Here is a 22,522-nt window from a genome sequence, read left to right on the forward strand (position 1 = left end):
GCCCTGCCAGCCGCGCACTGCCCGTCGGTGTTGCCGCGTTGACCAGAACCCACCCCGCCGCTACAGGCCGGACTTTCAACCGTCGCCAACAGCGCCACGGTTAGTCGCCCAGGATCACCAGCCCAAGCGAGAAAACCATCATGCCGACATCAACGCTAGCTTCAAGCTGCGAAAGCCAGAGGAAGCAATGAGTATCCACACGCCGAGGTTGGTTCTAGAACAGTTCTTCCCTCGATTCGGATGGCACTATCCCGAGCACTGGGGGACCGAGATCTTCGGTTTCACCGTGTCGATCAAGGGCTGCACCGGAACACGTGCGGTGCCGGCTGAAGTCGGCTCCGAGAGCCGGAAACTCAGCACACCGGATTGCCCGGGCGGTATACCTAGTTGCACTTCGAAGGTCGGGTGACCACGTTCCGTCCCGCTGAAGACAGGCACCTGTTGCCCGTCGACCAATGCGCTGATCAATGTCGCGCCTGTCGTCGCCAGCAGACGAACGGAGGTGACCATCGCACCCCTCGGCACATCGAGGGGGATGTCTGGGCGAATACCTGGCGCCGTGGCGACGTAGTCCGGAAGTCCAGTCGTGGGCGCCTCATTCGACAGCCGTATCGTGACAGTCGAATTCCTCGTCTCCGCACTACAGCCATCGGCTACGTACTCGATTTGTCTTCTCAAGTAGTAGTCGAGCTTGTTCCCGCCCAGATTGTTGACGACGACTCCGGCGTACGGGGCTGGATCGTCGGGAACCACGTGAGCCAAGGGAGTCTCTTCGAGGAGCTCCTGGTCGGCGGGCACCGAACTCCACACCGCGATCCTGCGTTCGCCCACTGCCTTACCCAAGGCGTCGAGCAGCTTCTGCGGCGATTCCACTCGCCCGGTGATCTTTCGGACGACCTCGCTGGCAATGTCCTGCAGGTACATTTTGCGCGCCGTCTGATCCGTGGGGAAACGGCTGTACGCGGTGGATTCAGTGAGTTCGACGACGTTGTCCTTGGTGATGACCTCACCATCAGGCATCTTCACCGAGCCTACTGCGCCGAGCACGTAACTCAGCGCCACCGGATCGAGAGCGATCACCCCGTCGACGTTCATTCCGGTCTGCTCCGCCCACATCGATTTCCAGATCTGGGCTGCGTAGGGGAAGTGAGAGCTCAGGTTGCTGTTACGGAAATCCGTTGTCGGATTGGTGAACCCGTACATTTCCGTGAACTCACGTCCGAGGTCCACCGAAGCTGTAGCGCCAGCCAGGTCTCGGTTCGATGCCAACGTGTCAACGGTTGCGGTGCCGTTGTCGAACCGTAGAACGCCGAACCCACCCAGCAGGCCCCCGGTGCCACGCGCCTCGGCGTTCGTCTGGAAAGCCATGAAATACGTGCGTGCGCCGTCTGCCCCCATCATCGAGGGCACAATCCGTGCGGCCAGCGCGGTGTTGTCGAGCAAGCCGGCGACGTTGGCCGTCTGTTCCTGCAACTGCGAACGAGCGTCGGCCAGAAGTGAGACGTACGTCGGGTCCGATATCGCCCTGGCGTTCTCGTTGAGGTTTGTGGCGGCCGCGGCCAGTGTGCTCAGCTGAGGTTCGCGTTCACGGAGCGCCTGGACGTCTACACGGTTGCCCTGCAGCAGCTGATCGGGTGAGAGGACGGCACCGACCTTTGCTGCTGGCTGCAGTACATCGGCGGCGAGACCAAGTACGACATCGGAAATTTCCTGACCCGAGGTGAATGGATCGCCCAACAACGGAACTGCCGAAGCAATATTCCACGGAATCGAATGAGTCGCGTCGCGCGCCTGCTGCGCATGAGAATGCGCGTCGTTCGCAAACTCGGATGCGCCCTCGGTGTCACCCTGTAGCAGCGCGTCTTTCGCCTGTTGAGCGCTGTTCCGCGCTGCCTCGAGATTCGATTTTGCGTCAAAGGCCCGAACAGCAAGCCAACAACCGAAAGCCACCACGAGTAGCAAGACAAACAACCCGGCGAACGCCACGTGTCGGCGCCGAAGATGTCGCAGCATCTTCGGCCGCCCCTCTCCCTCGTCCACTCTCGAAGAACCGTCTAGCGCGCCGTCGTCACCATTCGTTTCACGCATGAACGACCAACACGCGAATACGTGAAATCAACGATGACTCGCGTTCAATTGAAGCTCTGGTTCGCATAACCGCCAACGCTGGTGCGGTTCACCAATTGGAGATGAACCGCACCAGACGTGTCGCTAAGGGCAGATCTCTAGCCGCGGCCCGTGGAGTACGGCCCGATCTGGAAGAAGCGCTGCACGGCAGTAATGGCTGCTTGTGCTGCGGCGGCGAAGGGCGCAATGATGGCCCCGGCGACGGCAAAGACCAGCGCGCCGAACCGCTCGATTATCGTACGGCCGTTCTCCAACCAGGCCGGCTGCTCGGCCAGATCAGCGATGCTCATTATCGGGCTCAACGGCGCGTCGATCAAGATCTGCGTCACCGGCGCGATCGGCGCCGGCGCAATGGGATCAGCATTCGCAACTACCGCCGGGAAGGCAGCAGCGGCGGCCACTGCGCACGCTGCGGTACCCACCTGCAGTCGAGTAACTCCCCCGCGAAAATGTGTCGCCATAGTCGACATGTCCCCCCCTTTATGTTCGAACGACTTTAGTGAGCAAAGCTTCTCAGACCCTAGTGACCGTGTCAACCGGAACTCGCGGAGCACACACAGTTCCGATATCTTTGCGGCCGATTCAGTGACGGCATCCATTTCGCTGCAGCCTGAAGGCGTCGACGACGCCAATGCACCGGTCAGACTACTTCGCCAGGCGGTTCGCGCAGGTCAACCGTTGCGAGATGAGCGTGACCGCGTCGAGCGACACCCGCGCATCGGCCGCAATTTGCCCATATCCACGCTATTTCGGCGCTTAACGGCAACGCTGGACCCCCAGGCGCTCCAGACCACGCGTTTGCCAAATATCGTCTGGATTGCACCAGACGTGGGCAAACCAATCCTGTCGGTCGCGCTCGATCGCGACAATCCGTCTTGTGGCCGTTACCAGAAGTAACGATTAGTTAAAAGTGCGTGAACTCGTGCGCATGGCGCCGCGATTGTTTAACTCTCGGCGGACGCCCGCCTAAGCGCCAGCGCCCGACAGATCGGTCACCCGCCGCAAGCCCAGATCGCCGTGACTCGATATACCACGTCGTCTTCGGCATTCGGTGTCGGCATCCATACCCGGACCCCCTCCCTACCGCACCAGCGGCTAGCGGACCGCGGGTCTATCGCTTGTCGTCATCGCACACCGAAGCGCCGTGCCGGCGGTCACCCTCAACAACGCGACACCCGACAACCCAATTCTTACGAAGTCCTCGATTCTCAGCCGCTTATTATTTGCTATCGATACCGTGGCGATGTGGCACCACCTAACGCCTACCTGGTCACTTCCTGGCTCAACAACCGTGCACAGTGCCAATGCGGCTACGAAGGCAAACGACGCTGGTTTCGCGGTAATGCCGTCATCGATGTCATCGAGCACTGCCAGCTGACCGAGCACAAGCCGGTCGGCCTCCCCGCCATCAGGCAGATGCAGTCGCTCTGAGGCGCCCACAGACACACGAGACAAGCAGAAAGCCCTCGCCCAATTGGGCGAGGGCTTTCTAGCGGTTTGGAGGACTCAGGCCTCGGCGAAGTTGCGCGTCACCGCCGGGTCGACCGGGATGCCCGGGCCCGTCGTCGTCGACACGACGATCTTCTTCAGGTAACGGCCCTTCGACGCCGACGGCTTGGCGCGCAGGATCTCATCGAGCGCGGCACCGTAGTTCTCGACCAGCTTCGACTCGTCGAACGAGGCCTTGCCGATCACGATGTGCAGGTTGGCCTGCTTGTCCACGCGGAAGTTGATCTTGCCGCCCTTGATGTCGGACACAGCCTTGGCCACATCGGGGGTCACCGTGCCGGTCTTCGGGTTCGGCATCAGACCACGCGGGCCCAGGATGCGCGCGATGCGCCCGACCTTGGCCATCTGATCCGGGGTCGCGATCGCCGCGTCGAAGTCGAGCATGCCGCCCTGGATCTGCTCGATCAGGTCGTCGCTGCCGACGATGTCCGCACCCGCGGCGATGGCTGCCTCGGCCTTGTCACCCACGGCGAACACCGCGACGCGCGCGGTCTTACCGGTGCCGTGCGGCAGGTTCACCGTGCCACGCACCATCTGATCGGCCTTACGCGGATCCACGCCCAGCCGGATCGCGACCTCGACGGTGGCGTCCTGCTTCTTCGACGACGTCTCCTTGGCCAGCTTCGCGGCCTCGATCGGCGTGTAGAGCTTGTCCTTGTCCACCTTCTCGGCGGCTTCGCGGTAGGCCTTGCTGTTCTTGCTCATTGATCTTCCAATCGTGTGTGTTGGAGTCGTGGTGCGGGCCGATGCCAGCCCTCCCACATTTCGGGCCGATCCGCTTCGCTTCTCGGCCGAAGACGGTCGAACTATTCGACCGTGATGCCCATCGACCGAGCAGTGCCGGCGATGATCTTCGCGGCCTGGTCGATGTCGTTGGCGTTGAGATCTTCCTTCTTGGTCTCGGCGATCTCGCGCACCTGATCCCAGCTCACCTTGGCGACCTTGGTCTTGTGCGGCTCACCGGAGCCCTTCTGCACACCGGCAGCCTTCAGCAGCAGCTTCGCCGCGGGCGGCGTCTTGAGCTGGAAGGTGAAGGTGCGGTCCTCGTAGACGGTGATCTCCACGGGGATGACGTTGCCGCGCTGGCTTTCCGTCGCGGCGTTGTACGCCTTGCAGAACTCCATGATGTTGACGCCGTGCTGACCGAGCGCCGGACCCACGGGCGGGGCAGGGTTGGCCGCCCCGGCCTGGATCTGCAGCTTGATCAGCCCGGTGACCTTCTTCTTCTTCGGGGCCATGCTGTGGTGTTCCTTCTCTTTTTCTCGGGTCTTAGATCTTCGAGACCTGGGTGAACGTCAACTCGACAGGCGTTTCGCGGCCGAAGATCGACACCAGCACCTTGAGCTTCTGCTGTTCGGCGTTGACCTCGCTGATCGAGGCCGGCAGCGTCGCGAACGGACCGTCCATGACGGTGACCGACTCCCCGACCTCGAAGTCGACCAGGATCTCCGGACGCTCCAGCGTCGCCTCCGACGAGGCCGCACCCGACGAGGCTGCCTTGCCCGGCTTCTTCGCCGCGGCCGGCGGCAGCAGGAACTTCACCACGTCGTCGAGGCTCAGCGGCGACGGCCGCGAGGTCGCGCCGACGAAGCCGGTGACGCCCGGCGTGTTGCGCACCGCGCCCCACGACTCGTCGTTGAGTTCCATGCGCACCAGGATGTAGCCGGGCAGCACCTTGCGGTTGACCTGCTTGCGCTGGCCGTTCTTGATCTCGGTGACCTCTTCGGTCGGCACCTCGACCTGGAAGATGTAGTCCCCGACGTCGAGGTTCTGCACGCGGGTCTCGAGGTTGGCCTTCACCTTGTTCTCGTAACCGGCGTAGGAGTGGATCACATACCAGTCGCCGGGCTGCCTACGCAGTTCCTTCTTCAGCGCGACGGCGGGATCCTCATCCTCGTCCGGAACCGGCTCAGCGGCGGGCGCGTCAGCGGACTCGGCGTCGTCAGCCGTCGTGGCGGCCTCTTCGCTCACCTCGCCGCCCGCGACGTCGGCATCCTCGGTCGCAGGGTCGGTGGTGGCGTCGGTGGTCGACGCGTCGGTCTCATCGGTATCGACCAGATCGACGCTCTCGGCCGAAGGCGTATCGCCCTCGAAGCTCGTCACGGTTGTAGTCCTCTCTTGTTACTGGCCGATCCTCGGCTATTCGCCGAACACCAGACCGACCAGTCGGGCCAGGCCGTAGTCGGCCCCGGCGATCAGCGCCACCATGAAGGCGAGGAAGACCAGCACCACGCTGGTGTAGCTGACCATCTGCTTGCGGTTCGGCCAGATGACCTTGCGCAGCTCGGCGATGACCTGCCTGATGTAGTTGACGACGTAGAGGAACGGATTCGGGAACCGGCCCGGTTCCTTCTTCGCGGTCTTCTTGGCCGTGCCAGAGCCGTTCTTGGTGGCCTTGGTGTCCGTCGACAAGGCGTCGCCATTGGATTCGGCGTCGGTCTCGACCGCCGCGCGCCGCGTCCGCTTGCCGGTGGGGCGCAGTGGCCGGGTCACCACGGCGGTCTGACCGCCGGTGTCCTCGACGCCGTCGTTCTCTGCGTCGTTGCCGGTGCCTGCGGAGCCGGCACTATCGCGCTCGTCGCTCACCGCATGCCTTTCGTCTCAGGTTCCTGTGGACTGTTGTCATCACTGTCCAGTGTCCACACGTTGTCCAGTATTCAGTTGGCAGGGGCGACAGGACTTGAACCTGCAACCTGCGGTTTTGGAGACCGCTGCTCTGCCAGTTGAGCTACGCCCCTTCAGTGCTGGCAATGCCGGCATGCTGCCGACGCTGTCCTCACTGTGTACGGGGCTCACACAATTCGCGCGCTTCCAGACGATCAGTCTGAAGCGCGCTGTAATGGGAAAACCCCGGTTACCGAGTTTAGCGCGCAGCCTGTCGGACTTCCTAATCCGCTGCCCAGCGACTACTCGCCCTCGGCCTTGCGGACCACCTGACCCGTCTCCGGATCCCACCTCACCGAGATCGAGTTGTCGCCCTCATGCCCCATCAGGGTGGTGAACGACTCCATCACGACCATGTCGTTCTGGTCGACGAGCACGTTGCGGGTCGTGACGATGTCGGCGCCGAAGCGCTCGTCGACGGTCTCGATGTGCATCGTGCCGGTGAGCGCGTCGCCGACCATGATCGGCCGGTGGAAGAGGAACTTCTGATCGACCTGGACGATCTGCATCGTCTCCAGACCCACGTCGACGTTCTGGAAGAAGTGGTTCTGGATCATGACCGCGAAGATCGACATGAAAGTGGGCGGCGCGATCAGCGCATCGTGGCCCAGTTCGGCCGCGGCGTCCTCGTCGAGGCTCGCCGGATCGGTGACCTTCACGGACTTCGCGTACTGCCGGATCTGTTCGCGGCCCACGACGAACGTGTCCGGGTATTTCCAGACCATGCCGCGGATGTCGGTTTTGAGTGCCATGTGAACGACCCCTACGCCAGCGTCGCGATGGCGACGGCCCGGCCGAAGATCTTCTTGCCGCCGGCGGTGGCCGCCAGCGCGATCGTCACCGTCTTCGTCTCGGGTTCTGCGGACTTCACGCGGCCGGTGAACACGATCTCGGCGCCCTTGCCGTCGTTGGGCACGGGGACCACGGCGGTGAAGCGCACGTTGTACTCCTTGACCGCGGCCGGATCCCCCACCCAGGAGGTGACGTAGCCGCCGCCGAGGCCCATCGTGAGCATGCCGTGGGCGATGGCGGTGTCGAGACCGACCTGCTTGGCGATCTCGTCGTCCCAGTGGATCGGGTTCAGATCGCCCGAGACGCCGGCATAGTTCACCAGGTCCTGCCGGGTCAGGGTGATCACCTTCTCGGGAAGTTGATCGCCCACCTTGACGGAATCGAACTCACGCAGTGCCATCGCTGAAGCCACTCTCTCCGTTGTCGTCGCTGCGGCCCGCCAGGGTGGTGTAGGTCTCCTGTACGACGTCGCCGTTCTCGTTCGTGATCATGTTCCTGGTGGTGATGATGTCGGTGCCGTGCGCCGTGCGGATCGAGTCGATGTGCACGTCGCAGTACAGCTTGTCGCCTGCCTGGATCGGCCGGACGAACTTGAGCACCTGGTCGACCTGGACGATCTGGGCATCCGAGATGTTGATGTTGGCGGCATTGAACATCGCCAACTGCGCCTGGTAACCGAACACCGAGATGAACGTCAGCGGTGCGAGCAGCCCCGGGTATCCGAGGTCCGCGGCGGCCTTCTCGTCGAAGAAGGAGGCGTCGTCGTTCTGCACGGCGACGGCGTACTCGCGGATCTTCTCTCGCCCGACCACATAGTGATCGGGATGCCGGTAGTGCAACCCGACGTAGTTGTCCAAGAAAGACACGAGTGATGAACCTATCTGTCAGCCGACGCCGAAGCGAACGGGCCGACCGATCAGCGCGACTCCTTGTGCGCCCGGTGCGTCCCGCAGTTCGGGCAGAACTTCTTCAGTTCCAGCCGATCAGGGTCGTTGCGGCGGTTCTTCTTCGTGATGTAGTTGCGGTGCTTGCACACCTCGCAGGCCAAGGTGATCTTCGGCCGGACGTCGGTACTGGAGGCCACGTCAGCTGCCCTCTTTCAAATCTCGTGTCGTTGCTCGTGCTCTGTAGCGGTGGGGGGGCTCGATCCCCCGACCTCACGATTATGAGTCGTGCGCTCTAACCAGCTGAGCTACACCGCCATTCCAGGCGCCTACCACTCGTCGGTCGCCGAGCCCCCTAACGGAATCGAACCGTTGACCTTTTCCTTACCATGGAAACGCTCTACCGACTGAGCTAAGGGGGCCTTACCCGCGGCGTGGTCAGCGCCGTGCCGTGGGCCTTAAAGAGACTACAGTCTGGCCCGGGCAGTCGCCAAACCGCTGGTCACTGCGAGGCTTCGCTGCCGTGGATGCTTAATGTTGAGCGTATGCCCGACGCTGATCGCCTCTACTTCCGCCAACTGCTGGCCGGGCGCGACTTCGCCGCCGGCGACATGATCGCCACGCAGATGCGCAACTTCGCCTACCTCATCGGCGACCGGGAGATCGGCGACTGCGTCGTCGTCGATCCGGCGTACGCGGCCGGTGATCTCGTCGATGCGCTCGAGGCCGACGGTATGCACCTGTCCGGCGTGCTGGCCACCCACCACCACCCCGATCACGTCGGCGGCTCGATGATGGGCTTCGAACTGGCCGGGCTCGCCGAGCTGCTCGAGCGGGTCAGCGTGCCGGTGCACGTCAACAGCCACGAGGCGGACTGGGTCTCCCGGGTCACCGGGATCGCCCGCAGCGAGCTGACCGCTCACGACCACGGTGACGTGGTGAGCGTCGGCAGCATCGGCATCGAACTGCTGCACACCCCCGGCCACACCCCGGGCAGCCAGTGCTTCCTGCTCGACGGCCGCCTGGTCGCCGGGGACACGCTCTTCCTCGAAGGCTGCGGACGCACCGACTTCCCCGGCGGGAACGTCGACGACATGTTCCGCAGCCTGCAGGCGCTGGCCAAGCTGCCCGGCGACCCGACGGTGTTCCCCGGCCACTGGTACTCCGCGGAGCCCAGCGCCGCGCTCTCGGAGGTGCGGCAGAACAACTACGTCTACCGCGCCGGCGACCTCGACCAGTGGCGCTCGCTGATGGGCGGCTGACGCGTCGTTCGCGGTGTTCCCGCACCGGATGACGTCACAATCATGACGGTTTCGCCGAGGGCGTGTAAGGCGCTCGTCAGCGGGCAAACTCGGTTACGAACAGCATCGTTAAGGGCCGGGGGTCGCTGTGAAGAACATCGTTATGTGCTTCGATCGCACACAAGATCATTCCGGCCGACGGGCGTCCACCAATGCCGGAGCGCTCTTCGGACTGGTCGAGAGCTCACCGCGTCAGCAAACGTGGTACGACGCCGGCAGCATGCAGCGCCCCAGCGTCGGCGCGTTACGGTGGCGGCACACCGCCGCTGAATCCGCCCGCGCGAGCATCGCCGACGCCTACCGCTTCCTGGTCGACGTGTGGATCCCGGGTGACGAGGTCTACCTGTTCGGCGTCGGACGCGGAGCGTCGTGCGCCCGTGAACTCGCCCGGCTGATCGGCACGATCGGGGTCTGGCCCTACCGGCGCGATCGGCTGCTCGACTATCTGCTCGGCGCCTACGTGTTGCCGCGCACCGTCCGCACCGCCGCGGACTGGGGCCGGATCAGGCTGCTGACCGCATCTCTGACGGGTCGGCGCACGGTGGCAGCGCACGTCGGCTATCTCGGGCTGTGGGACTCGGTGACGGTGCCCGGTGTCCCGCATACGGCGAACGAGGAACTGGCCAACGTCGCGGCCGGGCGGCACGCCATCGCGATCGACGGCGGCCACTTCGGCGAGCACGTCGACACCCACGCGGTCGAGGAGGTCTGGTTCCGCGGCGCCCACTGCGACGTGGACGGGACGCGGGGCGCCTGCTGGCAGCTCGCCGACATCCCGCTGGACTGGGTTCTCGACGGCGCGGTCCGTGCGGGGCTGCTGCTGCGCGGCGGCTGCCGTCTGCCGACGCCGACGGAGTTCGATGCGCTGGCCGGCGGCGGCAGCCATCCGCTGTCGATGCGCAAACTGCCCGAGGACGCCCGCGTGCACGCCAGCGTCGAGGTCTTCCTGCGGGCGCACCCGCAGTACTGGCGGCGACTGCCCGCCCGCATCGAGTGGGACGACGTCGAATGGCTGGCTCGCGGGGAGCGGTTGGTGCACGCCCACAGGCCGGCGCCGGTTCCGTCGCGTGAACTCGCGACCGTGCACTAGACGCTCAAACGTCCTGTCACCTGTCGACGGGCTGATCACCCCAGCCGGAGTTCTCCAACACGTCCGGGAACGTGATCGAGCTGCCGTTGAGCAACCTGTGCAGGTGGGCGGGGAAGGTGAACGGCGGCGCCTTGAGCGGATTGGCGGCGGTGCCCTGCGCGATGAGGTCGGCGATGGCGTACCCGAAGTCGTGGCGCGGCCACGCCGCATGCACGCGCTCGACGAAATCGGTTGACACCAGCGTCTTTTCGGCACCGTCGATGTCGAGCGAGATCCCGAAGAACGACACCGCCTGCTCCGCACCGAACCGGTCCGCCAGTCCGAGGCTGGTGTGCAGCGCGATGCCCTCCCACACCGTGCGGGCTCGGTCCTCGGCGACACCGCGGTCCCTGAGGAAGCGCACCGCGGCGTCGGCGCCGTCGACCTCGAATCGCTGATCGCCGTCACCGTGCTCGGTGACCCCCAGATCGTGCAGCAGGCACGTGAGGAAGACGAGTTCGTCGTCGTAGTCAGTGCCGCTGCGCAACCCCTTGGCGGCGGCCAGTTCGCGGGCGAACAGGTAGCTGCGGACGGTGTGGTTGGCGATGACGGCCGGCGAGACGTCCATCACTAATTGCAGTGCGGCGGAACAGACATCGTCGTCCGGCAGATCCCACTGGGACAGGTCGACTTCTTGGGGCAGCGTCATACCCCTCACTGTGCCGGGGTGGCGGGTTTCGCACGAGTGGCTAGATCGCCATCATGCAACGGGATCTGGCCACCCGGTTGGCATTCGTAACGCCGTTACGTAACGTCGGGCCGATGAGCGACACCGTGCACTACGACCTGACCGAGTCGATCTCCACCATCACGATGGACGACGGTAAAGCCAACGTCCTCTCGCCGACCATGCAGGCCAACCTCAACGAGGCCTTCGACCGCGTCGAGTCCGACGACTCCAAAGCCGTTGTGCTTGCGGGCAATCAGAAGCTGTTCAGCGGTGGGTTCGACCTGGCGGTGTTCGCCTCCGGTGACGCGCAGGCCGCGCTCGGCATGCTCTCCGGCGGATTCGAACTGGCCGTGCGCTGCCTGACCTTCCCGAAGCCGGTCATCATGGCCGCGACCGGACCGGCGATCGCGATGGGCTCGTTCCTGCTGCTGTCCGGCGACGTCCGCATCGGCTCACCGCGCACCCGCTGCCAGGCCAATGAGGTCGCCATCGGCATGGTGCTGCCGATCTCGGCGATCGAGTTGATGCGGATGCGCCTGACCCCCGCGGCGTTCCAGCGCGGCATCTCGATGGCCGCCACGTTCTCCGGCGACGCCGCGATCGCCGGCGGGTGGCTCGACGAGGTCGTGGAGCAGGACGCGGTGCTGGCCCGCGCGCAGGAGGTGGCCACCGAGGCGGCGGCCACACTGCACCTGCACGCCCACGTCGCCAGCAAGCTCAAGGCCCGCGACCACGCGCTGCAGGCGATCCGCGCCGGGATCGACGGCCTGGCAGCGGAGTTCGGCGGCTGAGCGTCCATGCCGAGGGCCAAACAGCGCACGCCTGAACTACGGGACCGGTTGCTGGAGGCCGCCGTCGCGACGCTCAACGAGGAGGGCGTCGCACGGCTCACGACGCGCCGGGTCGCCGAGCGGGCGGGAACGTCGGTGCCCGCGGTCTACGAACTGTTCGACGACAAAGCCGGGCTGGTGCGGGCGATCTTCTTCGAGGGTTTCCGGCTGCTGGGCCGCGAGTTGGCGGGGGCGCCGGTGACCGACGATCCGGTCGCCGACATCGAGGCGCTGGTGCCGGTGTTCCGCCGCTTCTGCCTGGACTCGTCGCGGCTCGCCCAGGTGATGTTCTCCAGACCCTTCGCCGACTTCGACCCGGGCCCAGAGGAATTGGCGGCCGGCGAGTCGGTGCGCGACATCTTCCTGCGCCGCATCCAGCGCTGCCTCGACGAAGGGGCGCTCGCCGGCGATGCGGTGGACATCGCGCACGTGCTCCTCGCGCTGGCGAAGGGGCTGGCGGTGCAGGAGGCCGGCTGCTGGCTGGGCACGACGACACGTTTGGTCGACCGGCGGTGGCAGCTCGGGGTGCACGCGCTGCTGGCAGGATTCCGCCCCGCCGCCGCGGTGTGATTTCGGCGTGCTGAGTCGCGCTGGGCGCGACCACCCACGCCGAAATCGCCACGAAAGTTGAGGCGGATGCCCCATGCCGGGAGCGCGATGAAGGCGGGCCCGCGGAAGCTCAGTACTCCTGCAGGCTTTCGCGCAGCGTCGTCCCGGGGTAGCGGGTGCGGAACCGGCCGCGCCGCTGCAACTCTGGCACCAGCAGTTCGGTCATGTCGTTGAAGCAGCCCGGGGTGTCGGTGGCCAGCATCATGAAGCCGTTGCAGCCGCCGTCGTCGAGGTACTGCTCCATCTGGTCGGCCACATCCGAGGGGGTGCCCACCGCGACCGGGGCGCCCATGGACACACCGTAGATCTGCGCGGCTTCCCGCACGGTGACGGGCGCGCCGTCCTTGGCCTCGAGGATCGCGTCGAACAGGCCGCGGATGCCCTGCACGTCGGCGTCCACCACGTTGTCGTCGAGCCCCAGGGTGGAGAAGTCGAAACCGGTGTGGCCGGACAGGATTCCGAGTGCGCTCTCGATCTGGACGTTCTCGACGAATTCGGCGTAGCGGTCGTTGGCGCGGGACTTGTCGCGGTCGATGATGGTCTGCAGACCGTAGATCAGCTTCACCGACTCCGGATCGCGGCCGTGGTTGTCGGCGCGGGTGCGGATGTCGTCGGCGTAGGTGCGCATGCTCTTCGGGGTCGGGAAGATGCCGAAGACGGATTCGGCGTGCTTGGAAGCGAATTCGCGGCCCTGGTCCGACGAGCCGGCCTGCCACAGCACCGGACGCTTCTGCGGTGAGGGGGCGACGAAGTGGCGGCCCTTGGACTGGAAGAACTCGCCCCGGAAGTCGACCTCGCGCACCTTGGTGGGGTCGGCGAAGATCCCGTTCTCCCGGTCGTAGACGATCGCGTCGTCGTCCCAGGAATCCCACAGCTGGTACAGCAGCTGCATGTACTCTTCGACCACCTCGTAGCGCTTGTCGCGCGGGGTGAGGTTCTCCTTGCCCATCGCCTGGAACTCGCTCTTGGAGTACGACGTGACGATGTTCCAGCCGACCCGGCCGCCGGTCAGGTGGTCCAGCGTCGAAAGCTGGCGGGCCATCATGTACGGCGGCACAAAGGAAGTCGACAGCGTGATGCCGATGCCGAGGTTCTTGGTGAACGCACCCACGATCGGCACGACGCTGGCCGGTTCGTGCACCGGGCACTGGCCGGCGAACTTCACCACCGGATCCGAATTGCCCTTGTAGGTGGTGTACGGGGCGAGTTCGTCGGCGATGAACATCGCGTCGAACAGCCCGCGTTCCATAGTGCGGCCCAGATCGCGCCAGTACTCCGGGCGCGACCAGTGGTAGCCGACCTTGTCGCGGGGATGCGCCCACATGGTCGACGCGTGATTCATCACGCCGTGCTGGACGAAGCCCAGCAGGTGCGCCTTCTTCTTGGTCATCGGAGACTCCTGCGGTCGATGAGGAATGCGGCGACGACGGCGACCGCCGAACCGATTGCCAGGACCGGCGGAATGTACCAGAACAGGCCGTTGAGCCCGAGCAGCACGATGACCGAGGTCGACAGCACGACCGCGCCGAGCGCCTTCCACGTGAACGTGGCGGTGTCGTCGTCGAGGCCCTCGAGGTCGAGCACCGGCGCCTCACCGGATGCCGCCAGCGCCAACACATCCCGCCTCACACGCAGGAACGCCTGCACGCCCAGCGCCAGGTAGAGGACGCCGACCACGACGCCGACGACCACGGCGATCCAGAAGGCGATCATCGGACCGGATCCGGGTCGGCGGTCTTCACGGCCTCGGTCTGCGGGCCGGCTTCTGCGAGCGCCTCGTCGCGACCGCGCAGCGTGGCGAAGTCGAACGATTGCTTGGACAACAGGCTGATACCGACGGCAGCCACGAGTGAGATCGCCTCCAGGGTGATGATTCCTTGCAGTTCGCCCACCGTCTCGCGGACGGGGTAGCCGACGGCGATGGCGAGCAGCAGGCTGGCCACAAAAGCCGTGGACGTCATCCGTCGCCAGAAGATGGCCAGGGCGAGCGGGATGATGAGCGCGGCCTTGAAGAAGAACACGGTGTTGACCAGGTCCACATAGTCGATTCCCGAGCTGACCACGATCCCGCCGATCACACCCGCGACCAGGATCGACGACTTGGTGTAGCGGAACAACGACTTCGGCGCGATGTCGGGTTTGGCGCGTTTGAGGATGTCGACCGCGACGATCGAGGACAGCGCCGAGAACGCACCGTCGATCGAGGAGTAACAGGCGTTGAGGATGATCAGCACGTAGAGGGCGACCAGCACGAGCGGCAGACCCAGGTGGCTGACCACGTAGGGTCCGATACCGCCCGATCCGGCGTCGCCCAGATCGGCCGGGTTCACGTCGAACGCAAGGCCCACCAACCCCAGCAGGCCGAGCACGATCGGAATGGGATAGAACCACAGCCCCGCCCACACGAACGTGCGCCCCATCGAGGCCGGCTTGAGCGCCCAGGCCTTCTGCCAGAACGTCTGGTCGGCCATCGTCGAGGCGAGCAGGCCCAGCGCCAGCGAGATGCCGAACGCCGCGGCCGCCGACCCGTCGAACGCGTTGAGGGTGTCGGCCCCGGCTTCGTCGACCTTCTGGAACACCAACTCCGGACCGCCGACCTTCTGCAGGACGTAGAGCACCACGATCGCGGCGGGCACCGTGATGAGCAGGGTGTTGAAGGTCGCCGTGATGGCGGAGGTCCACAGGCCGCCGAAGTACGAGTACACCGTCACGGTGGCGAGCGTGACGATCAGGACCACAGTGGGGTTGATACCGAAGACCACGCCCATCACGAGCACCACGCCGAAGAGGTTGATGAAGATCTCGGCGAGCAGGCCCAGCAGCATCGCGACGAGCATGACGGTGGTGGCCGGCTTGTTCTGGAAGCGCTCGCGGATGAACTCGACGATGGTGTATCCGGCGGGCATCTGGCGGCGCAGGCGCAGCGCGAACGGCACCATCACCATGACGGCCAACCCGTTGGGCACGACGAACCAGATCAGCCCGGACGTGCCGAAGGTGAACGCCTGCGCCGAGGACATCATCACCGCCATCGACCAGGTCCACACCGCGATGACCGAGCCGACACCGAATCCGAAGCCGATGCGGCGGTCGGCGATCACGAAGTCGTGGGTGTTCTTCACCATCGTCCGGACCGTGAACGCGACGACGAACATGAAGGCGCCCAGCCCCAACATCAGCGCGAAGCCGATACCTGGTGACAGGTTGGACGGTTGGAACACGCAGCCTCCTGGGACACGACGTAAACGCACTTATGGCGGACGACAGTGTCCCAGCCCGCGACGGGATCGCGAGATGGTTCAAATCGTGATGAGTCGAGCTATCGCCACCGGCCGCGACTCACTGTAACCGCGGTTATGACGGCCCGCAGGGTTCAGACGGCGTGAGGGTGTGTGGCGTCCGAATGCTCGGTGCGCCATGACCGCTCGATGCGCAGCACCCGCCGGTGCTCCAGCGCGATCAGGCCGCCACCGGCGGTGACGACCGCACCCGTGACGAGCGAAAGCGGCAGCACCAGGTGGGTCTCCCCGTACGCGGCGGATGCCACGATGGCCGCCAGCCCGACGACGCCGAGCGCGATCAGCAGCAGCCCGGGAAACCAGAGAGTGTCGATCATCGATTCGCCGGCGTGCGGCTGACAGGTCCGCGAATGGTCCGCGGGATCGTGATGCGCGCCCTTCATCGCATCCTCTTTTCCTCGAGGGATGAGGCCAGCGTACGCCGTAGTGACGCAGGTCACATCAGGTTGCTTTGGCAAGCTGTCCCGATGAGCGACGTCCGGGGCCGGGTCTGGCGTAACGGCACACCGCAGGATGATTTCGAGTTCTCGATGATCTCGGATCGTCTTGCCGAACCAGGCACCCTGGTGTGGGCCGACGTGTACGCCTCCGATCACGCGATCCTCAAAGACATCGCGCGCGAACTGGGTCTCAACGAGTGGGCCGTGGAGGATGCTCTACGTGACGTTCAAACGGCGCGACTGGCTGTAGGAACGGGACGCCGGGGTACGCGGCGGGCGCTCAGCCCTTCTTCACCTTGAGCACCCGCTTGCGCAGACCGTCGGTCGCGGTTTCCATCAGACCCTTGGCGCCCTTCTTGACCAGGAACCCCGGCAGCGGCACCGTCGGGTCGACGGTCAACTCGAAACGGACCCGGGTGCCGTCGCCTTCGGGCGTCAGGAAGTACCGGCCGTCCTGGGCGCGTTGCTGTTTCGAGCTCACCAGCGTCCAACTCACCCCGTCGTCGTGGACGGAGTAGTCGAGCACCTGTTCGTCGCTGACGCCGACGATCTTGACCACCTGGCGGGAGCGTTTCGGCCGCCCCTCGTCGTCACGTTCGAGGATCTCGACCTTCTGGTGCGCCGAGGACCACTCGGTCAGCGACTCGAGGTCGAACAGGACGTCCATGATGTCGTCGGCGGGGGCTTCGATGACGACTTCGCGCGATTCTGTGATGGCCATGGGAATCTATGTGCCACCCTTCGTCACCTTCAAAACCTGTTTACGCAAGCCGTCGGTCGCGGTCTCCATCGCACCCTTCATCGCCCGCTTGAGGACGAAGCCCGGCAGCGGCACCGACGGATCGACGGTGATCTCGAACCGCACCTTGGTCTTGTCCCCGTCGGGGGTGAGTGTGTAGGTGGCGTCCTGGCTCTTGAGCTGCCCGGCACTGACCAGCGTCCAGCTCGCGGAGGTGTCGGTCCAGGTGTAGTCGACCACCTGTTCGTCGGTCAGACCCGCCGCCTTGACCTTCATCTTGACCCGGCGCGGTCGGCCGTCGGGATGGGCGTCGAGCACCTCGGCGCTCTGGTACTGCGACGACCAGTCGGGTGTCGAGCCGACGTCGGCGATGACGTCGAGGATCTGGGTCGGCGTTGCTTCGATGACCACTTCACGCTTGTCGCTGACTGCCATGCGGTGACCATAGCGACCAAGCCGCCGTCGCGGGATCAGTTGGCGCGCTTGGCCACCTCGAGTACCCGTTTGCGCAATCCGAGGGTCGCGGTGTCCAGGACGCCCCGCGCGGCGCGGCGCAACAGGAATCCCGGCATCGGCACGACCGGGTCCACGGTGACCTCGAAGCTCACCCGGGTCAGGTCGCCGTCCGGGGCGAGCCGGTAGCGGGCGTCCTGGGAGCGCTGATAGGTGGAGCTGATCAGCGTCCAGCTGTAACCGTCGTCGTGATAGTTCAGCGCGATTTCCTGGACGTCGGTGATGCCGACCGTCGCGACCGTGGCCCGGCTGCGCAACGGCCTGCCCTGCCCGTCGCGTTCGAGCACCTCGGAACTGCGGTGCGCCGACGACCACTGCGGCAGCGCTTCGAGATCCAGCATGACGGCGAGGATTTCGTCGACCGGAGCCTCGATCACGACCTCGCGGGATTCACGAATGGCCACAGCGGCGACCCTACGCGCGGCGTAGGGTCGCCGGGTATGACCGAGGCGATCAACCCCGCCGCGCCGCCGAGCGGAACCGGCTGCGCCGAATGCGAAGCCGTCAGCGGCTGGTGGGTACACCTGCGCCGGTGTGCGGCGTGCGGGCACATCGGATGTTGCGACGACTCGCCGGCTCGCCACGCGTCGGCGCACTGGCGCGAGACGGGGCATCCGATCATCCGGTCGTTCGAGCCCGGCGAGGACTGGTTCTGGAACTTCGAGACCGACAGCTATTACGACGGACCCGCACTGGCCGATCCGCAGAGCCATCCGGACGACCAACCAGTGCCCGGACCGCGCGGTCGGGTGCCCTCGGACTGGGTGGCACAGTTGCGCGGCCGGTGAGCGGATCGTTTCCACGCCGCTCCGGCAGGGTATGAGGCCGTGGTGAGCGACGAGCCGAAGACCACCGAGTCCGCCAAGGGTCCCGACAACGCCAGGGACGACGTCATCAGCGATCCGGCCGAAGGCGCCGGCGACCGCGTCGACTGGTCCAGTGAAGGCGGCGCGACCCCGAGCGGGCCCGCCGACACCGGCGACGACTCGCAGTAACCGCTCAGTAGATGGTGCTCGCCGGCGACGAAAGCGCCTCGGCGGCACGGTATCTCGGGGTCCAGCCCAGCTGATCCCGGCCTTGCCGGTGGCCCCGTCGCCGGCGACTCTCAACGACAATTTGCGAGCTTTCCCGCAGGGCGAACGGGCAAAACGTTGATGATGGGCGCGACGGGGAATAGAAAGAAGATCCATCACACGAAGGGGACCGCGATGCAACTCATCTCGCCGACGGATTCGATGTTCCTACTGGTCGAATCGCGCGAGCATCCCATGCACGTCGGCGCCCTGCAGTTGTTCGAGCCGCCGGAGGGGGTGTCGGGGTCGGACTTCCTCCGTGAAGCCCATCAAGCGATGGTCGACGAACAGGATTTCCAGCCGACGTTCCGCAAGCATCCGGCCAGAGTGCTCGGGGGGATCGCGAACCTGACGTGGGCAGAGGACGACGACGTCGACCTGGACTACCACCTGCGCCGGTCCGCACTACCCGCGCCGGGGCGCGTGCGCGATCTGCTGGAGCTGACCTCCCGCCTGCACGGGACCCTTCTCGACCGGCACCGCCCGCTGTGGGAGGCGCACCTGATCGAAGGGCTCAGCGATGGGCGCTTCGCGGTCTACATCAAATTCCACCACGCGCTGATCGACGGGGTGTCGGCGCTGAAGCTGACCCAGCGCGCACTGTCCACCGATCCCACCGACACCCAGTTCCGGGTTCCGTGGAACCTGCCGCACGCACCCCGGCCGGCTCCGGAAGAAGCCTCCACCCTGCAGAAGATCACCCGCACGATGGGATCGGTTGCCGGGCTGGCGCCCTCGGCACTGTCGCTGGCGCGTTCCGCGCTGCTCGAACAACAACTCACCCTGCCGTTCGGGGCGCCGCGGACCATGTTCAACGTGCCCATCGGTGGGGCCCGCCGCGTGGCGGCGCAGTCCTGGCCGTTGGAGCGCATCCGCAACGTCAAGGCCGCGGCCGGAGTCACCGTCAACGACACGGTGCTCGCGATGTGTGCCGGCGCCCTGCGCGGTTACCTCATCGAGCAGGACGCGCTGCCCGACGCACCCCTGATCGCCATGGTTCCGGTCAGCCTGCGGACCGAGGCCGAAGCCGACACCGGCGGGAACATGACCGGCATCATGCTGTGCAACCTCGCCACCGACATCGTCGACCCGGCGAAGCGCCTCGATGCCATCAGCACGTCGATGCGCAACAACAAGAAGGTCTTCTCCGAGTTGCCACGGACGCAGCAGTTGGCGTTGTCGGCGACGATGCTCGCGCCGCTGGGTCTGGGTGCCGTTCCGGGATTCGTCTCGACCGCACCGCCGCCGTTCAACATCGTCATCTCCAATGTGCCCGGCACCCGGGAGCCGATGTACTGGAACGGCGCCCGGCTCGACGGCAACTATCCGCTGTCGATCGCCCTCGACGGGCAGGCGGTCAACATCACCCTTGCCAACAACGCGGACAATCTGGACTTCGGCCTGGTCGCCGCCCGAGGCAGCGTGCCCCACATGCAACGGTTGCTCGGCCACCTCGAGGACTCGCTGAAGGAACTGGAGCGCGCCGTCGGCGTGTGACGGGTCAGGCCTGGTCCGGGCGCAGCAGGGCGATCGACGCGGCGACGGCCTCGTCGGTGATGTCGCTCATCGCGCCGCCGTCCTCGACGGTGATGGCGGTCAGTTCGCGCAGGCCGCCGAGCAACATGACGACGCGCGGACGCGAGACGGGGCCGATGCCCGCGGAGTGGAACTCGTCGGTGTCGCCGAGCGCCTGCACCATCGTGATGAAGTTCTCCGTCACCTCGCGCTGCAGATCGCGCGCCGCCGCGCCGATGGCCGGCAGGTCGCGGGTGGCGCTCAACATCAGCGCTGAGCGCGACTCCGCCGAGGAGATCCAGGCCTCGATGGCCTGCCGCACCTGGACCCGCCACGGCGAGTTGGGGTCGACCGCGGCCGAGATCTGCTGGACCTGGTCCGCGTAAGCCTCGGCGAGCAGCGCCAGGAAACAGGCCTCGCGGCCGTCGAAGTGTTCGTAGAAGGTGCGCCGCGACGTGCGGGCCCGCCGCACGATGTCGGCGACGGTGGTCTTCTGGTAGCCGTCCTCGGCGATCGACTCTTCGAGCGCGTCGAGGAGCCGCTGGCGGAAGTTGTTCTTGTCGTCCAGCGCGCCGGGCGCCTCCGATGTCACGGTCATGTCAGCGAGAATCGTACGGCTGCGCGTGACGAGAACAGCGGGAAGGACCACTGTTGTGGTGGCCAGGGCCGGGATCGAACCGGCGACCTTCCGCTTTTCAGGCGGACGCTCGTACCAACTGAGCTACCTGGCCGGAAGGCACCGGCCCGTTGAGAGCCTCAATGCCTCGCCGTGATGGCGACCCTGACGGGACTCGAACCCGCGACCTCCGCCGTGACAGGGCGGCGCGCTAACCAACTGCGCCACAGGGCCTTACTTTCCTGCGTGTACTACCTCGCTCCGACGTTGCCGTCGCTGCGATGTACCCCCAACGGGATTCGAACCCGTGCTACCGCCGTGAAAGGGCGGCGTCCTAGGCCACTAGACGATGGGGGCCTAATCCGAATTCCTCCGGGGTACTCGCAACTTCGTTCCGCTGGGAGCTTCGATAGCTTAGGACACCGGTAGCTCAAACCCAAAACCAGGGTCGGCACCGGACCCAGTATTGTGGTGCACCGCGCCCCTATAGCTCAGTTGGTAGAGCTACGGACTTTTAATCCGCAGGTCGTAGGTTCGAGCCCTACTGGGGGCACCACGGAATCGTCGCAGTCAGCGGCATTCCGCCGTGCCGCACGCGTCTACTTCAACGATGCGACGTGATCCGCGACGACGAGTTCCGCGACCTCGGTCAGCTTCGTGTTGGTGTCCTGCGAGACCTCGAGCATCATCCGGAAAGCCTGCAATGAATCGACCTGAGCACGGTGCATCAGGATGCCCTTGGCCTGCCCGATCGCGTCACGACTGGCGAGCGCCCTGTCGAACTGCGCTTCAGCTGCCGAACCTGCCATAGCCACCGAGGCGTGTTGGGCCAGGACGTCGCCGACGAGGGTGGACTCATCATCGAAGACACGCGCTTCATCGGCGTAGAGGTTGAGCGCGCCGAGATTGCCCCTCTGAATGAAGAGCTGAAACGACAGAGAGCTCTTCACGCCCCGGTCCAGCGCTGCAGCGGTGAAACGCGGCCACCGACCGTCTGCGGCCATATCGGCGATGTGGACGGTGCGGTGTTCACGCAACGCGCCCAGGCTGGGACCCTCGTCCATCGCTGTCTGTAGAGAATCCAATTGGGCGACGACGTCTGAGCTCGGCACGACCGGGGTCACCTCACGTCCGTGAACGACGGAGATGCCTGCGTGCCGCACGCCCGGAATGATCTTCACGGCGGCGTTGACGATCACCCGCAACGTGGCATCACCTTGCGAAGTGCCCTGCAGTTCCACGGCGAGGTCGCCGAAGGCCCGTATCAGTCTTCGCTCGTGCGACGCCTCTTCCCCCACCTGCCCACCGTAGGCGATTTCTCATGGGCTGACGGTCCGGAAGGCAGACTTCATGAGGCCGTAAGGAGTGCGCGGGAGACGCGGTGCGAGCCCTACGCGGTGCGCGCCGTCGCGATGTCGTCGGCCAACGGCGCGACCACCCCGATGATCTCGGTGACCAGCGGCTTGGGGACTCCGGCGGCGTTCAGCGTGTCGGTGAGGTGGCCGGCGACGAGATTGAAGTGATGCACCGTGATGCCGCGGCCCTGATGGACTTGGCGCATCGGCGCCCCGGTGTACGGCTCCGGCCCGCCGAGCGCAGCGGCGAAGAACTCCACCTGCTTGCCTTTGAGCCGGGCCATGTTGGTGCCGGTGAAGAACCCCGCGAGTTGGCCGTCGGCCAGGACGCGGCGGTAGAAGTCCTCGACGACGCCCTCGAGTGCCTCGGCGCCGCCGATCTGCTCGTAGATCGTGGTCATGCACCGAGCAAAGTCGGCCACCGTTGCATGGCAGTTGCGCCGTTGTACCGGCGGCG

Annotated in this window: 31 protein-coding genes and 7 tRNA genes; 11 read left to right on the forward strand and 27 right to left on the reverse strand. The window is 65.6% G+C overall.

The annotated features are described in order from the left end of the window. Window positions 1-246: 246 nt before the first annotated feature. Window positions 247-2,013 carry a DUF4012 domain-containing protein gene (locus tag I7X18_RS23190; protein WP_193046463.1) on the reverse strand — a complete coding sequence of 589 codons (1,767 nt, stop codon included), beginning with the start codon at window positions 2,011-2,013 and terminating at the stop codon, window positions 247-249. Window positions 2,014-2,225: 212 nt separating this feature from the next. Continuing rightward, window positions 2,226-2,528 carry a hypothetical protein gene (locus I7X18_RS23195; protein ID WP_232375312.1) on the reverse strand — a complete coding sequence of 101 codons (303 nt, stop codon included), beginning with the start codon at window positions 2,526-2,528 and terminating at the stop codon, window positions 2,226-2,228. 184 nt (window positions 2,529-2,712) lie between these two features. Between I7X18_RS23195 and I7X18_RS23200 the strand changes: the two genes are divergently transcribed. Both I7X18_RS23200 and I7X18_RS23205 read left to right on the forward strand, forming a co-directional pair. Further along, the gene (locus I7X18_RS23200) at window positions 2,713-3,024 is read left to right on the forward strand and encodes a hypothetical protein (RefSeq protein ID WP_193046320.1); all 312 of its coding nucleotides are present in this window, start codon (window positions 2,713-2,715) and stop codon (window positions 3,022-3,024) included. Window positions 3,025-3,372: 348 nt separating this feature from the next. Continuing rightward, window positions 3,373-3,558, forward strand: coding sequence for a hypothetical protein (locus I7X18_RS23205; RefSeq protein ID WP_193046321.1), 186 nt, complete (start codon window positions 3,373-3,375; stop codon window positions 3,556-3,558). Between the two features lie 75 nt (window positions 3,559-3,633). Here I7X18_RS23205 and rplA read toward each other — a convergent pair whose 3' ends face one another. The 11 genes from rplA to I7X18_RS23260 form a co-directional block, all read right to left on the reverse strand. Continuing rightward, window positions 3,634-4,341, reverse strand: coding sequence for a 50S ribosomal protein L1 (rplA, locus tag I7X18_RS23210; RefSeq protein ID WP_193046322.1), 708 nt, complete (start codon window positions 4,339-4,341; stop codon window positions 3,634-3,636). Window positions 4,342-4,442: 101 nt separating this feature from the next. After that, the gene (gene rplK / locus I7X18_RS23215; protein ID WP_193046323.1) at window positions 4,443-4,874 is read right to left on the reverse strand and encodes a 50S ribosomal protein L11; all 432 of its coding nucleotides are present in this window, start codon (window positions 4,872-4,874) and stop codon (window positions 4,443-4,445) included. Window positions 4,875-4,905: 31 nt separating this feature from the next. Next, window positions 4,906-5,739 carry a transcription termination/antitermination protein NusG gene (nusG, locus tag I7X18_RS23220; RefSeq protein WP_193046324.1) on the reverse strand — a complete coding sequence of 278 codons (834 nt, stop codon included), beginning with the start codon at window positions 5,737-5,739 and terminating at the stop codon, window positions 4,906-4,908. A 36-nt stretch (window positions 5,740-5,775) separates the two neighbouring features. Continuing rightward, the gene (gene secE / locus I7X18_RS23225; protein ID WP_193046325.1) at window positions 5,776-6,222 is read right to left on the reverse strand and encodes a preprotein translocase subunit SecE; all 447 of its coding nucleotides are present in this window, start codon (window positions 6,220-6,222) and stop codon (window positions 5,776-5,778) included. Between the two features lie 76 nt (window positions 6,223-6,298). After that, window positions 6,299-6,374, reverse strand: a tRNA-Trp gene (locus I7X18_RS23230). A 168-nt stretch (window positions 6,375-6,542) separates the two neighbouring features. Continuing rightward, entirely contained in the window at window positions 6,543-7,052 is a 510-nt protein-coding gene (gene hadC, locus I7X18_RS23235) for a (3R)-hydroxyacyl-ACP dehydratase subunit HadC (RefSeq protein ID WP_193046326.1), read from the reverse strand. Between the two features lie 11 nt (window positions 7,053-7,063). Then, window positions 7,064-7,492 carry a (3R)-hydroxyacyl-ACP dehydratase subunit HadB gene (gene hadB, locus I7X18_RS23240; protein WP_193046327.1) on the reverse strand — a complete coding sequence of 143 codons (429 nt, stop codon included), beginning with the start codon at window positions 7,490-7,492 and terminating at the stop codon, window positions 7,064-7,066. Then, entirely contained in the window at window positions 7,479-7,958 is a 480-nt protein-coding gene (gene hadA / locus I7X18_RS23245; protein WP_193046328.1) for a (3R)-hydroxyacyl-ACP dehydratase subunit HadA, read from the reverse strand. The genes hadB and hadA overlap by 14 nt, the downstream gene beginning before the upstream one ends. Before the next feature lie 50 nt (window positions 7,959-8,008). Then, window positions 8,009-8,176, reverse strand: a complete 168-nt coding sequence (rpmG, locus tag I7X18_RS23250; protein ID WP_011558336.1) for a 50S ribosomal protein L33 — start codon at window positions 8,174-8,176, stop codon at window positions 8,009-8,011. A gap of 44 nt (window positions 8,177-8,220) precedes the next feature. After that, window positions 8,221-8,294, reverse strand: a tRNA-Met gene (locus I7X18_RS23255). A 31-nt stretch (window positions 8,295-8,325) separates the two neighbouring features. Then, window positions 8,326-8,398 (reverse strand) — tRNA-Thr (locus tag I7X18_RS23260). Window positions 8,399-8,521: 123 nt separating this feature from the next. On the opposite strand from I7X18_RS23260, the gene I7X18_RS23265 reads away from it, so the two are divergent. Together I7X18_RS23265 and I7X18_RS23270 are read left to right on the forward strand one after the other, a co-directional pair. After that, the gene (locus I7X18_RS23265) at window positions 8,522-9,238 is read left to right on the forward strand and encodes an MBL fold metallo-hydrolase (protein ID WP_193046329.1); all 717 of its coding nucleotides are present in this window, start codon (window positions 8,522-8,524) and stop codon (window positions 9,236-9,238) included. A gap of 127 nt (window positions 9,239-9,365) precedes the next feature. After that, window positions 9,366-10,367 (forward strand): phospholipase effector Tle1 domain-containing protein, encoded by a 1,002-nt coding sequence (locus I7X18_RS23270; protein WP_193046330.1) that lies wholly within the window; start codon window positions 9,366-9,368, stop codon window positions 10,365-10,367. A gap of 16 nt (window positions 10,368-10,383) precedes the next feature. On the opposite strand, the gene I7X18_RS23275 is transcribed toward I7X18_RS23270, so the two are convergent. Continuing rightward, window positions 10,384-11,055 carry an HD domain-containing protein gene (locus tag I7X18_RS23275; RefSeq protein WP_193046331.1) on the reverse strand — a complete coding sequence of 224 codons (672 nt, stop codon included), beginning with the start codon at window positions 11,053-11,055 and terminating at the stop codon, window positions 10,384-10,386. Between the two features lie 113 nt (window positions 11,056-11,168). Between I7X18_RS23275 and I7X18_RS23280 the strand changes: the two genes are divergently transcribed. Together I7X18_RS23280 and I7X18_RS23285 are read left to right on the forward strand one after the other, a co-directional pair. Beyond that, a complete protein-coding gene (locus I7X18_RS23280) occupies window positions 11,169-11,867 on the forward strand; it encodes a crotonase/enoyl-CoA hydratase family protein (protein WP_193046332.1) in 699 nt (232 codons plus the stop codon). Between the two features lie 6 nt (window positions 11,868-11,873). Then, a complete protein-coding gene (locus I7X18_RS23285; RefSeq protein ID WP_193046333.1) occupies window positions 11,874-12,476 on the forward strand; it encodes a TetR/AcrR family transcriptional regulator in 603 nt (200 codons plus the stop codon). 109 nt (window positions 12,477-12,585) lie between these two features. On the opposite strand, the gene I7X18_RS23290 is transcribed toward I7X18_RS23285, so the two are convergent. From I7X18_RS23290 to usfY, 4 genes are all read right to left on the reverse strand, one after another. Then, window positions 12,586-13,905, reverse strand: coding sequence for an LLM class flavin-dependent oxidoreductase (locus I7X18_RS23290; protein ID WP_193046334.1), 1,320 nt, complete (start codon window positions 13,903-13,905; stop codon window positions 12,586-12,588). Continuing rightward, complete coding sequence (locus tag I7X18_RS23295; RefSeq protein ID WP_193046335.1) at window positions 13,902-14,228, reverse strand: hypothetical protein; 327 nt, start codon at window positions 14,226-14,228, stop codon at window positions 13,902-13,904. Before I7X18_RS23295 ends, I7X18_RS23290 begins: the two co-directional genes overlap by 4 nt. Continuing rightward, a complete protein-coding gene (locus I7X18_RS23300) occupies window positions 14,225-15,736 on the reverse strand; it encodes a sodium:solute symporter family transporter (RefSeq protein WP_193046336.1) in 1,512 nt (503 codons plus the stop codon). Before I7X18_RS23300 ends, I7X18_RS23295 begins: the two co-directional genes overlap by 4 nt. Window positions 15,737-15,888: 152 nt before the next feature. Beyond that, on the reverse strand, window positions 15,889-16,197 hold the full coding sequence (usfY, locus tag I7X18_RS23305; protein WP_193046337.1) for a protein UsfY: 309 nt from the start codon (window positions 16,195-16,197) through the stop codon (window positions 15,889-15,891). Between the two features lie 84 nt (window positions 16,198-16,281). On the opposite strand from usfY, the gene I7X18_RS23310 reads away from it, so the two are divergent. Beyond that, window positions 16,282-16,554 carry a hypothetical protein gene (locus I7X18_RS23310; RefSeq protein ID WP_404822816.1) on the forward strand — a complete coding sequence of 91 codons (273 nt, stop codon included), beginning with the start codon at window positions 16,282-16,284 and terminating at the stop codon, window positions 16,552-16,554. Here I7X18_RS23310 and I7X18_RS23315 read toward each other — a convergent pair. The 3 genes from I7X18_RS23315 to I7X18_RS23325 are packed head-to-tail and all read right to left on the reverse strand — an operon-like array spanning window position 16,535 to window position 17,910. Further along, window positions 16,535-16,975 (reverse strand): SRPBCC family protein, encoded by a 441-nt coding sequence (locus I7X18_RS23315; protein ID WP_193046338.1) that lies wholly within the window; start codon window positions 16,973-16,975, stop codon window positions 16,535-16,537. The genes I7X18_RS23310 and I7X18_RS23315 overlap by 20 nt on opposite strands. 6 nt (window positions 16,976-16,981) lie before the next feature. Then, complete coding sequence (locus I7X18_RS23320) at window positions 16,982-17,428, reverse strand: SRPBCC family protein (RefSeq protein WP_193046339.1); 447 nt, start codon at window positions 17,426-17,428, stop codon at window positions 16,982-16,984. 35 nt (window positions 17,429-17,463) lie between these two features. Further along, entirely contained in the window at window positions 17,464-17,910 is a 447-nt protein-coding gene (locus tag I7X18_RS23325) for an SRPBCC family protein (protein WP_193046340.1), read from the reverse strand. 36 nt (window positions 17,911-17,946) lie between these two features. On the opposite strand from I7X18_RS23325, the gene I7X18_RS23330 reads away from it, so the two are divergent. The 3 genes from I7X18_RS23330 (at window position 17,947) to I7X18_RS23340 (ending at window position 20,076) form a co-directional block, all read left to right on the forward strand. Further along, a complete protein-coding gene (locus I7X18_RS23330; RefSeq protein ID WP_193046341.1) occupies window positions 17,947-18,294 on the forward strand; it encodes a UBP-type zinc finger domain-containing protein in 348 nt (115 codons plus the stop codon). A gap of 42 nt (window positions 18,295-18,336) precedes the next feature. After that, the gene (locus tag I7X18_RS23335) at window positions 18,337-18,501 is read left to right on the forward strand and encodes a hypothetical protein (RefSeq protein WP_193046474.1); all 165 of its coding nucleotides are present in this window, start codon (window positions 18,337-18,339) and stop codon (window positions 18,499-18,501) included. Between the two features lie 213 nt (window positions 18,502-18,714). Further along, complete coding sequence (locus I7X18_RS23340) at window positions 18,715-20,076, forward strand: WS/DGAT/MGAT family O-acyltransferase (RefSeq protein WP_193046342.1); 1,362 nt, start codon at window positions 18,715-18,717, stop codon at window positions 20,074-20,076. Between the two features lie 4 nt (window positions 20,077-20,080). Here I7X18_RS23340 and I7X18_RS23345 read toward each other — a convergent pair whose 3' ends face one another. From I7X18_RS23345 to I7X18_RS23360, 4 genes are all read right to left on the reverse strand, one after another. Further along, window positions 20,081-20,692 carry a TetR/AcrR family transcriptional regulator gene (locus I7X18_RS23345; RefSeq protein ID WP_193046343.1) on the reverse strand — a complete coding sequence of 204 codons (612 nt, stop codon included), beginning with the start codon at window positions 20,690-20,692 and terminating at the stop codon, window positions 20,081-20,083. Between the two features lie 56 nt (window positions 20,693-20,748). After that, window positions 20,749-20,825: transfer RNA gene (locus I7X18_RS23350), tRNA-Phe, on the reverse strand. Window positions 20,826-20,867: 42 nt separating this feature from the next. Further along, window positions 20,868-20,944 (reverse strand) — tRNA-Asp (locus I7X18_RS23355). Window positions 20,945-20,994: 50 nt separating this feature from the next. Then, window positions 20,995-21,067: transfer RNA gene (locus I7X18_RS23360), tRNA-Glu, on the reverse strand. A 123-nt stretch (window positions 21,068-21,190) separates the two neighbouring features. Between I7X18_RS23360 and I7X18_RS23365 the strand changes: the two genes are divergently transcribed. Continuing rightward, window positions 21,191-21,266, forward strand: a tRNA-Lys gene (locus tag I7X18_RS23365). A gap of 43 nt (window positions 21,267-21,309) precedes the next feature. Here the strand turns inward: I7X18_RS23365 and I7X18_RS23370 are convergent. Further along, a complete protein-coding gene (locus tag I7X18_RS23370; RefSeq protein WP_232375313.1) occupies window positions 21,310-22,008 on the reverse strand; it encodes a GAF and ANTAR domain-containing protein in 699 nt (232 codons plus the stop codon). Between the two features lie 92 nt (window positions 22,009-22,100). Beyond that, a complete protein-coding gene (locus I7X18_RS23375) occupies window positions 22,101-22,466 on the reverse strand; it encodes a group I truncated hemoglobin (RefSeq protein ID WP_193046344.1) in 366 nt (121 codons plus the stop codon). Between the last annotated feature and the right edge of the window lie 56 nt (window positions 22,467-22,522).

Origin of the sequence: Mycolicibacterium baixiangningiae, assembly GCF_016313185.1 — a bacterium.
Taxonomy (GTDB): Bacteria; Actinomycetota; Actinomycetes; order Mycobacteriales; family Mycobacteriaceae; genus Mycobacterium; species Mycobacterium baixiangningiae.

What these genes read in the sequence shown, in the direction of transcription:
- I7X18_RS23190 (WP_193046463.1), bottom strand. Translation starts at nt 2,013, where the DNA reads ATGCTGCGACATCTTCGGCGCCGACACGTGGCGTTCGCCGGGTTGTTT.
- rplA (WP_193046322.1), bottom strand. Translation starts at nt 4,341, where the DNA reads ATGAGCAAGAACAGCAAGGCCTACCGCGAAGCCGCCGAGAAGGTGGAC.
- rplK (WP_193046323.1), bottom strand. Translation starts at nt 4,874, where the DNA reads ATGGCCCCGAAGAAGAAGAAGGTCACCGGGCTGATCAAGCTGCAGATC.
- hadC (WP_193046326.1), bottom strand. Translation starts at nt 7,052, where the DNA reads ATGGCACTCAAAACCGACATCCGCGGCATGGTCTGGAAATACCCGGAC.
- hadB (WP_193046327.1), bottom strand. Translation starts at nt 7,492, where the DNA reads ATGGCACTGCGTGAGTTCGATTCCGTCAAGGTGGGCGATCAACTTCCC.
- I7X18_RS23265 (WP_193046329.1), top strand. Translation starts at nt 8,522, where the DNA reads ATGCCCGACGCTGATCGCCTCTACTTCCGCCAACTGCTGGCCGGGCGC.
- I7X18_RS23275 (WP_193046331.1), bottom strand. Translation starts at nt 11,055, where the DNA reads ATGACGCTGCCCCAAGAAGTCGACCTGTCCCAGTGGGATCTGCCGGAC.
- I7X18_RS23280 (WP_193046332.1), top strand. Translation starts at nt 11,169, where the DNA reads ATGAGCGACACCGTGCACTACGACCTGACCGAGTCGATCTCCACCATC.
- I7X18_RS23285 (WP_193046333.1), top strand. Translation starts at nt 11,874, where the DNA reads ATGCCGAGGGCCAAACAGCGCACGCCTGAACTACGGGACCGGTTGCTG.
- I7X18_RS23290 (WP_193046334.1), bottom strand. Translation starts at nt 13,905, where the DNA reads ATGACCAAGAAGAAGGCGCACCTGCTGGGCTTCGTCCAGCACGGCGTG.
- I7X18_RS23295 (WP_193046335.1), bottom strand. Translation starts at nt 14,228, where the DNA reads ATGATCGCCTTCTGGATCGCCGTGGTCGTCGGCGTCGTGGTCGGCGTC.
- usfY (WP_193046337.1), bottom strand. Translation starts at nt 16,197, where the DNA reads ATGAAGGGCGCGCATCACGATCCCGCGGACCATTCGCGGACCTGTCAG.
- I7X18_RS23310 (WP_404822816.1), top strand. Translation starts at nt 16,282, where the DNA reads ATGAGCGACGTCCGGGGCCGGGTCTGGCGTAACGGCACACCGCAGGAT.
- I7X18_RS23315 (WP_193046338.1), bottom strand. Translation starts at nt 16,975, where the DNA reads ATGGCCATCACAGAATCGCGCGAAGTCGTCATCGAAGCCCCCGCCGAC.
- I7X18_RS23320 (WP_193046339.1), bottom strand. Translation starts at nt 17,428, where the DNA reads ATGGCAGTCAGCGACAAGCGTGAAGTGGTCATCGAAGCAACGCCGACC.
- I7X18_RS23330 (WP_193046341.1), top strand. Translation starts at nt 17,947, where the DNA reads ATGACCGAGGCGATCAACCCCGCCGCGCCGCCGAGCGGAACCGGCTGC.
- I7X18_RS23340 (WP_193046342.1), top strand. Translation starts at nt 18,715, where the DNA reads ATGCAACTCATCTCGCCGACGGATTCGATGTTCCTACTGGTCGAATCG.
- I7X18_RS23345 (WP_193046343.1), bottom strand. Translation starts at nt 20,692, where the DNA reads ATGACCGTGACATCGGAGGCGCCCGGCGCGCTGGACGACAAGAACAAC.
- I7X18_RS23375 (WP_193046344.1), bottom strand. Translation starts at nt 22,466, where the DNA reads ATGACCACGATCTACGAGCAGATCGGCGGCGCCGAGGCACTCGAGGGC.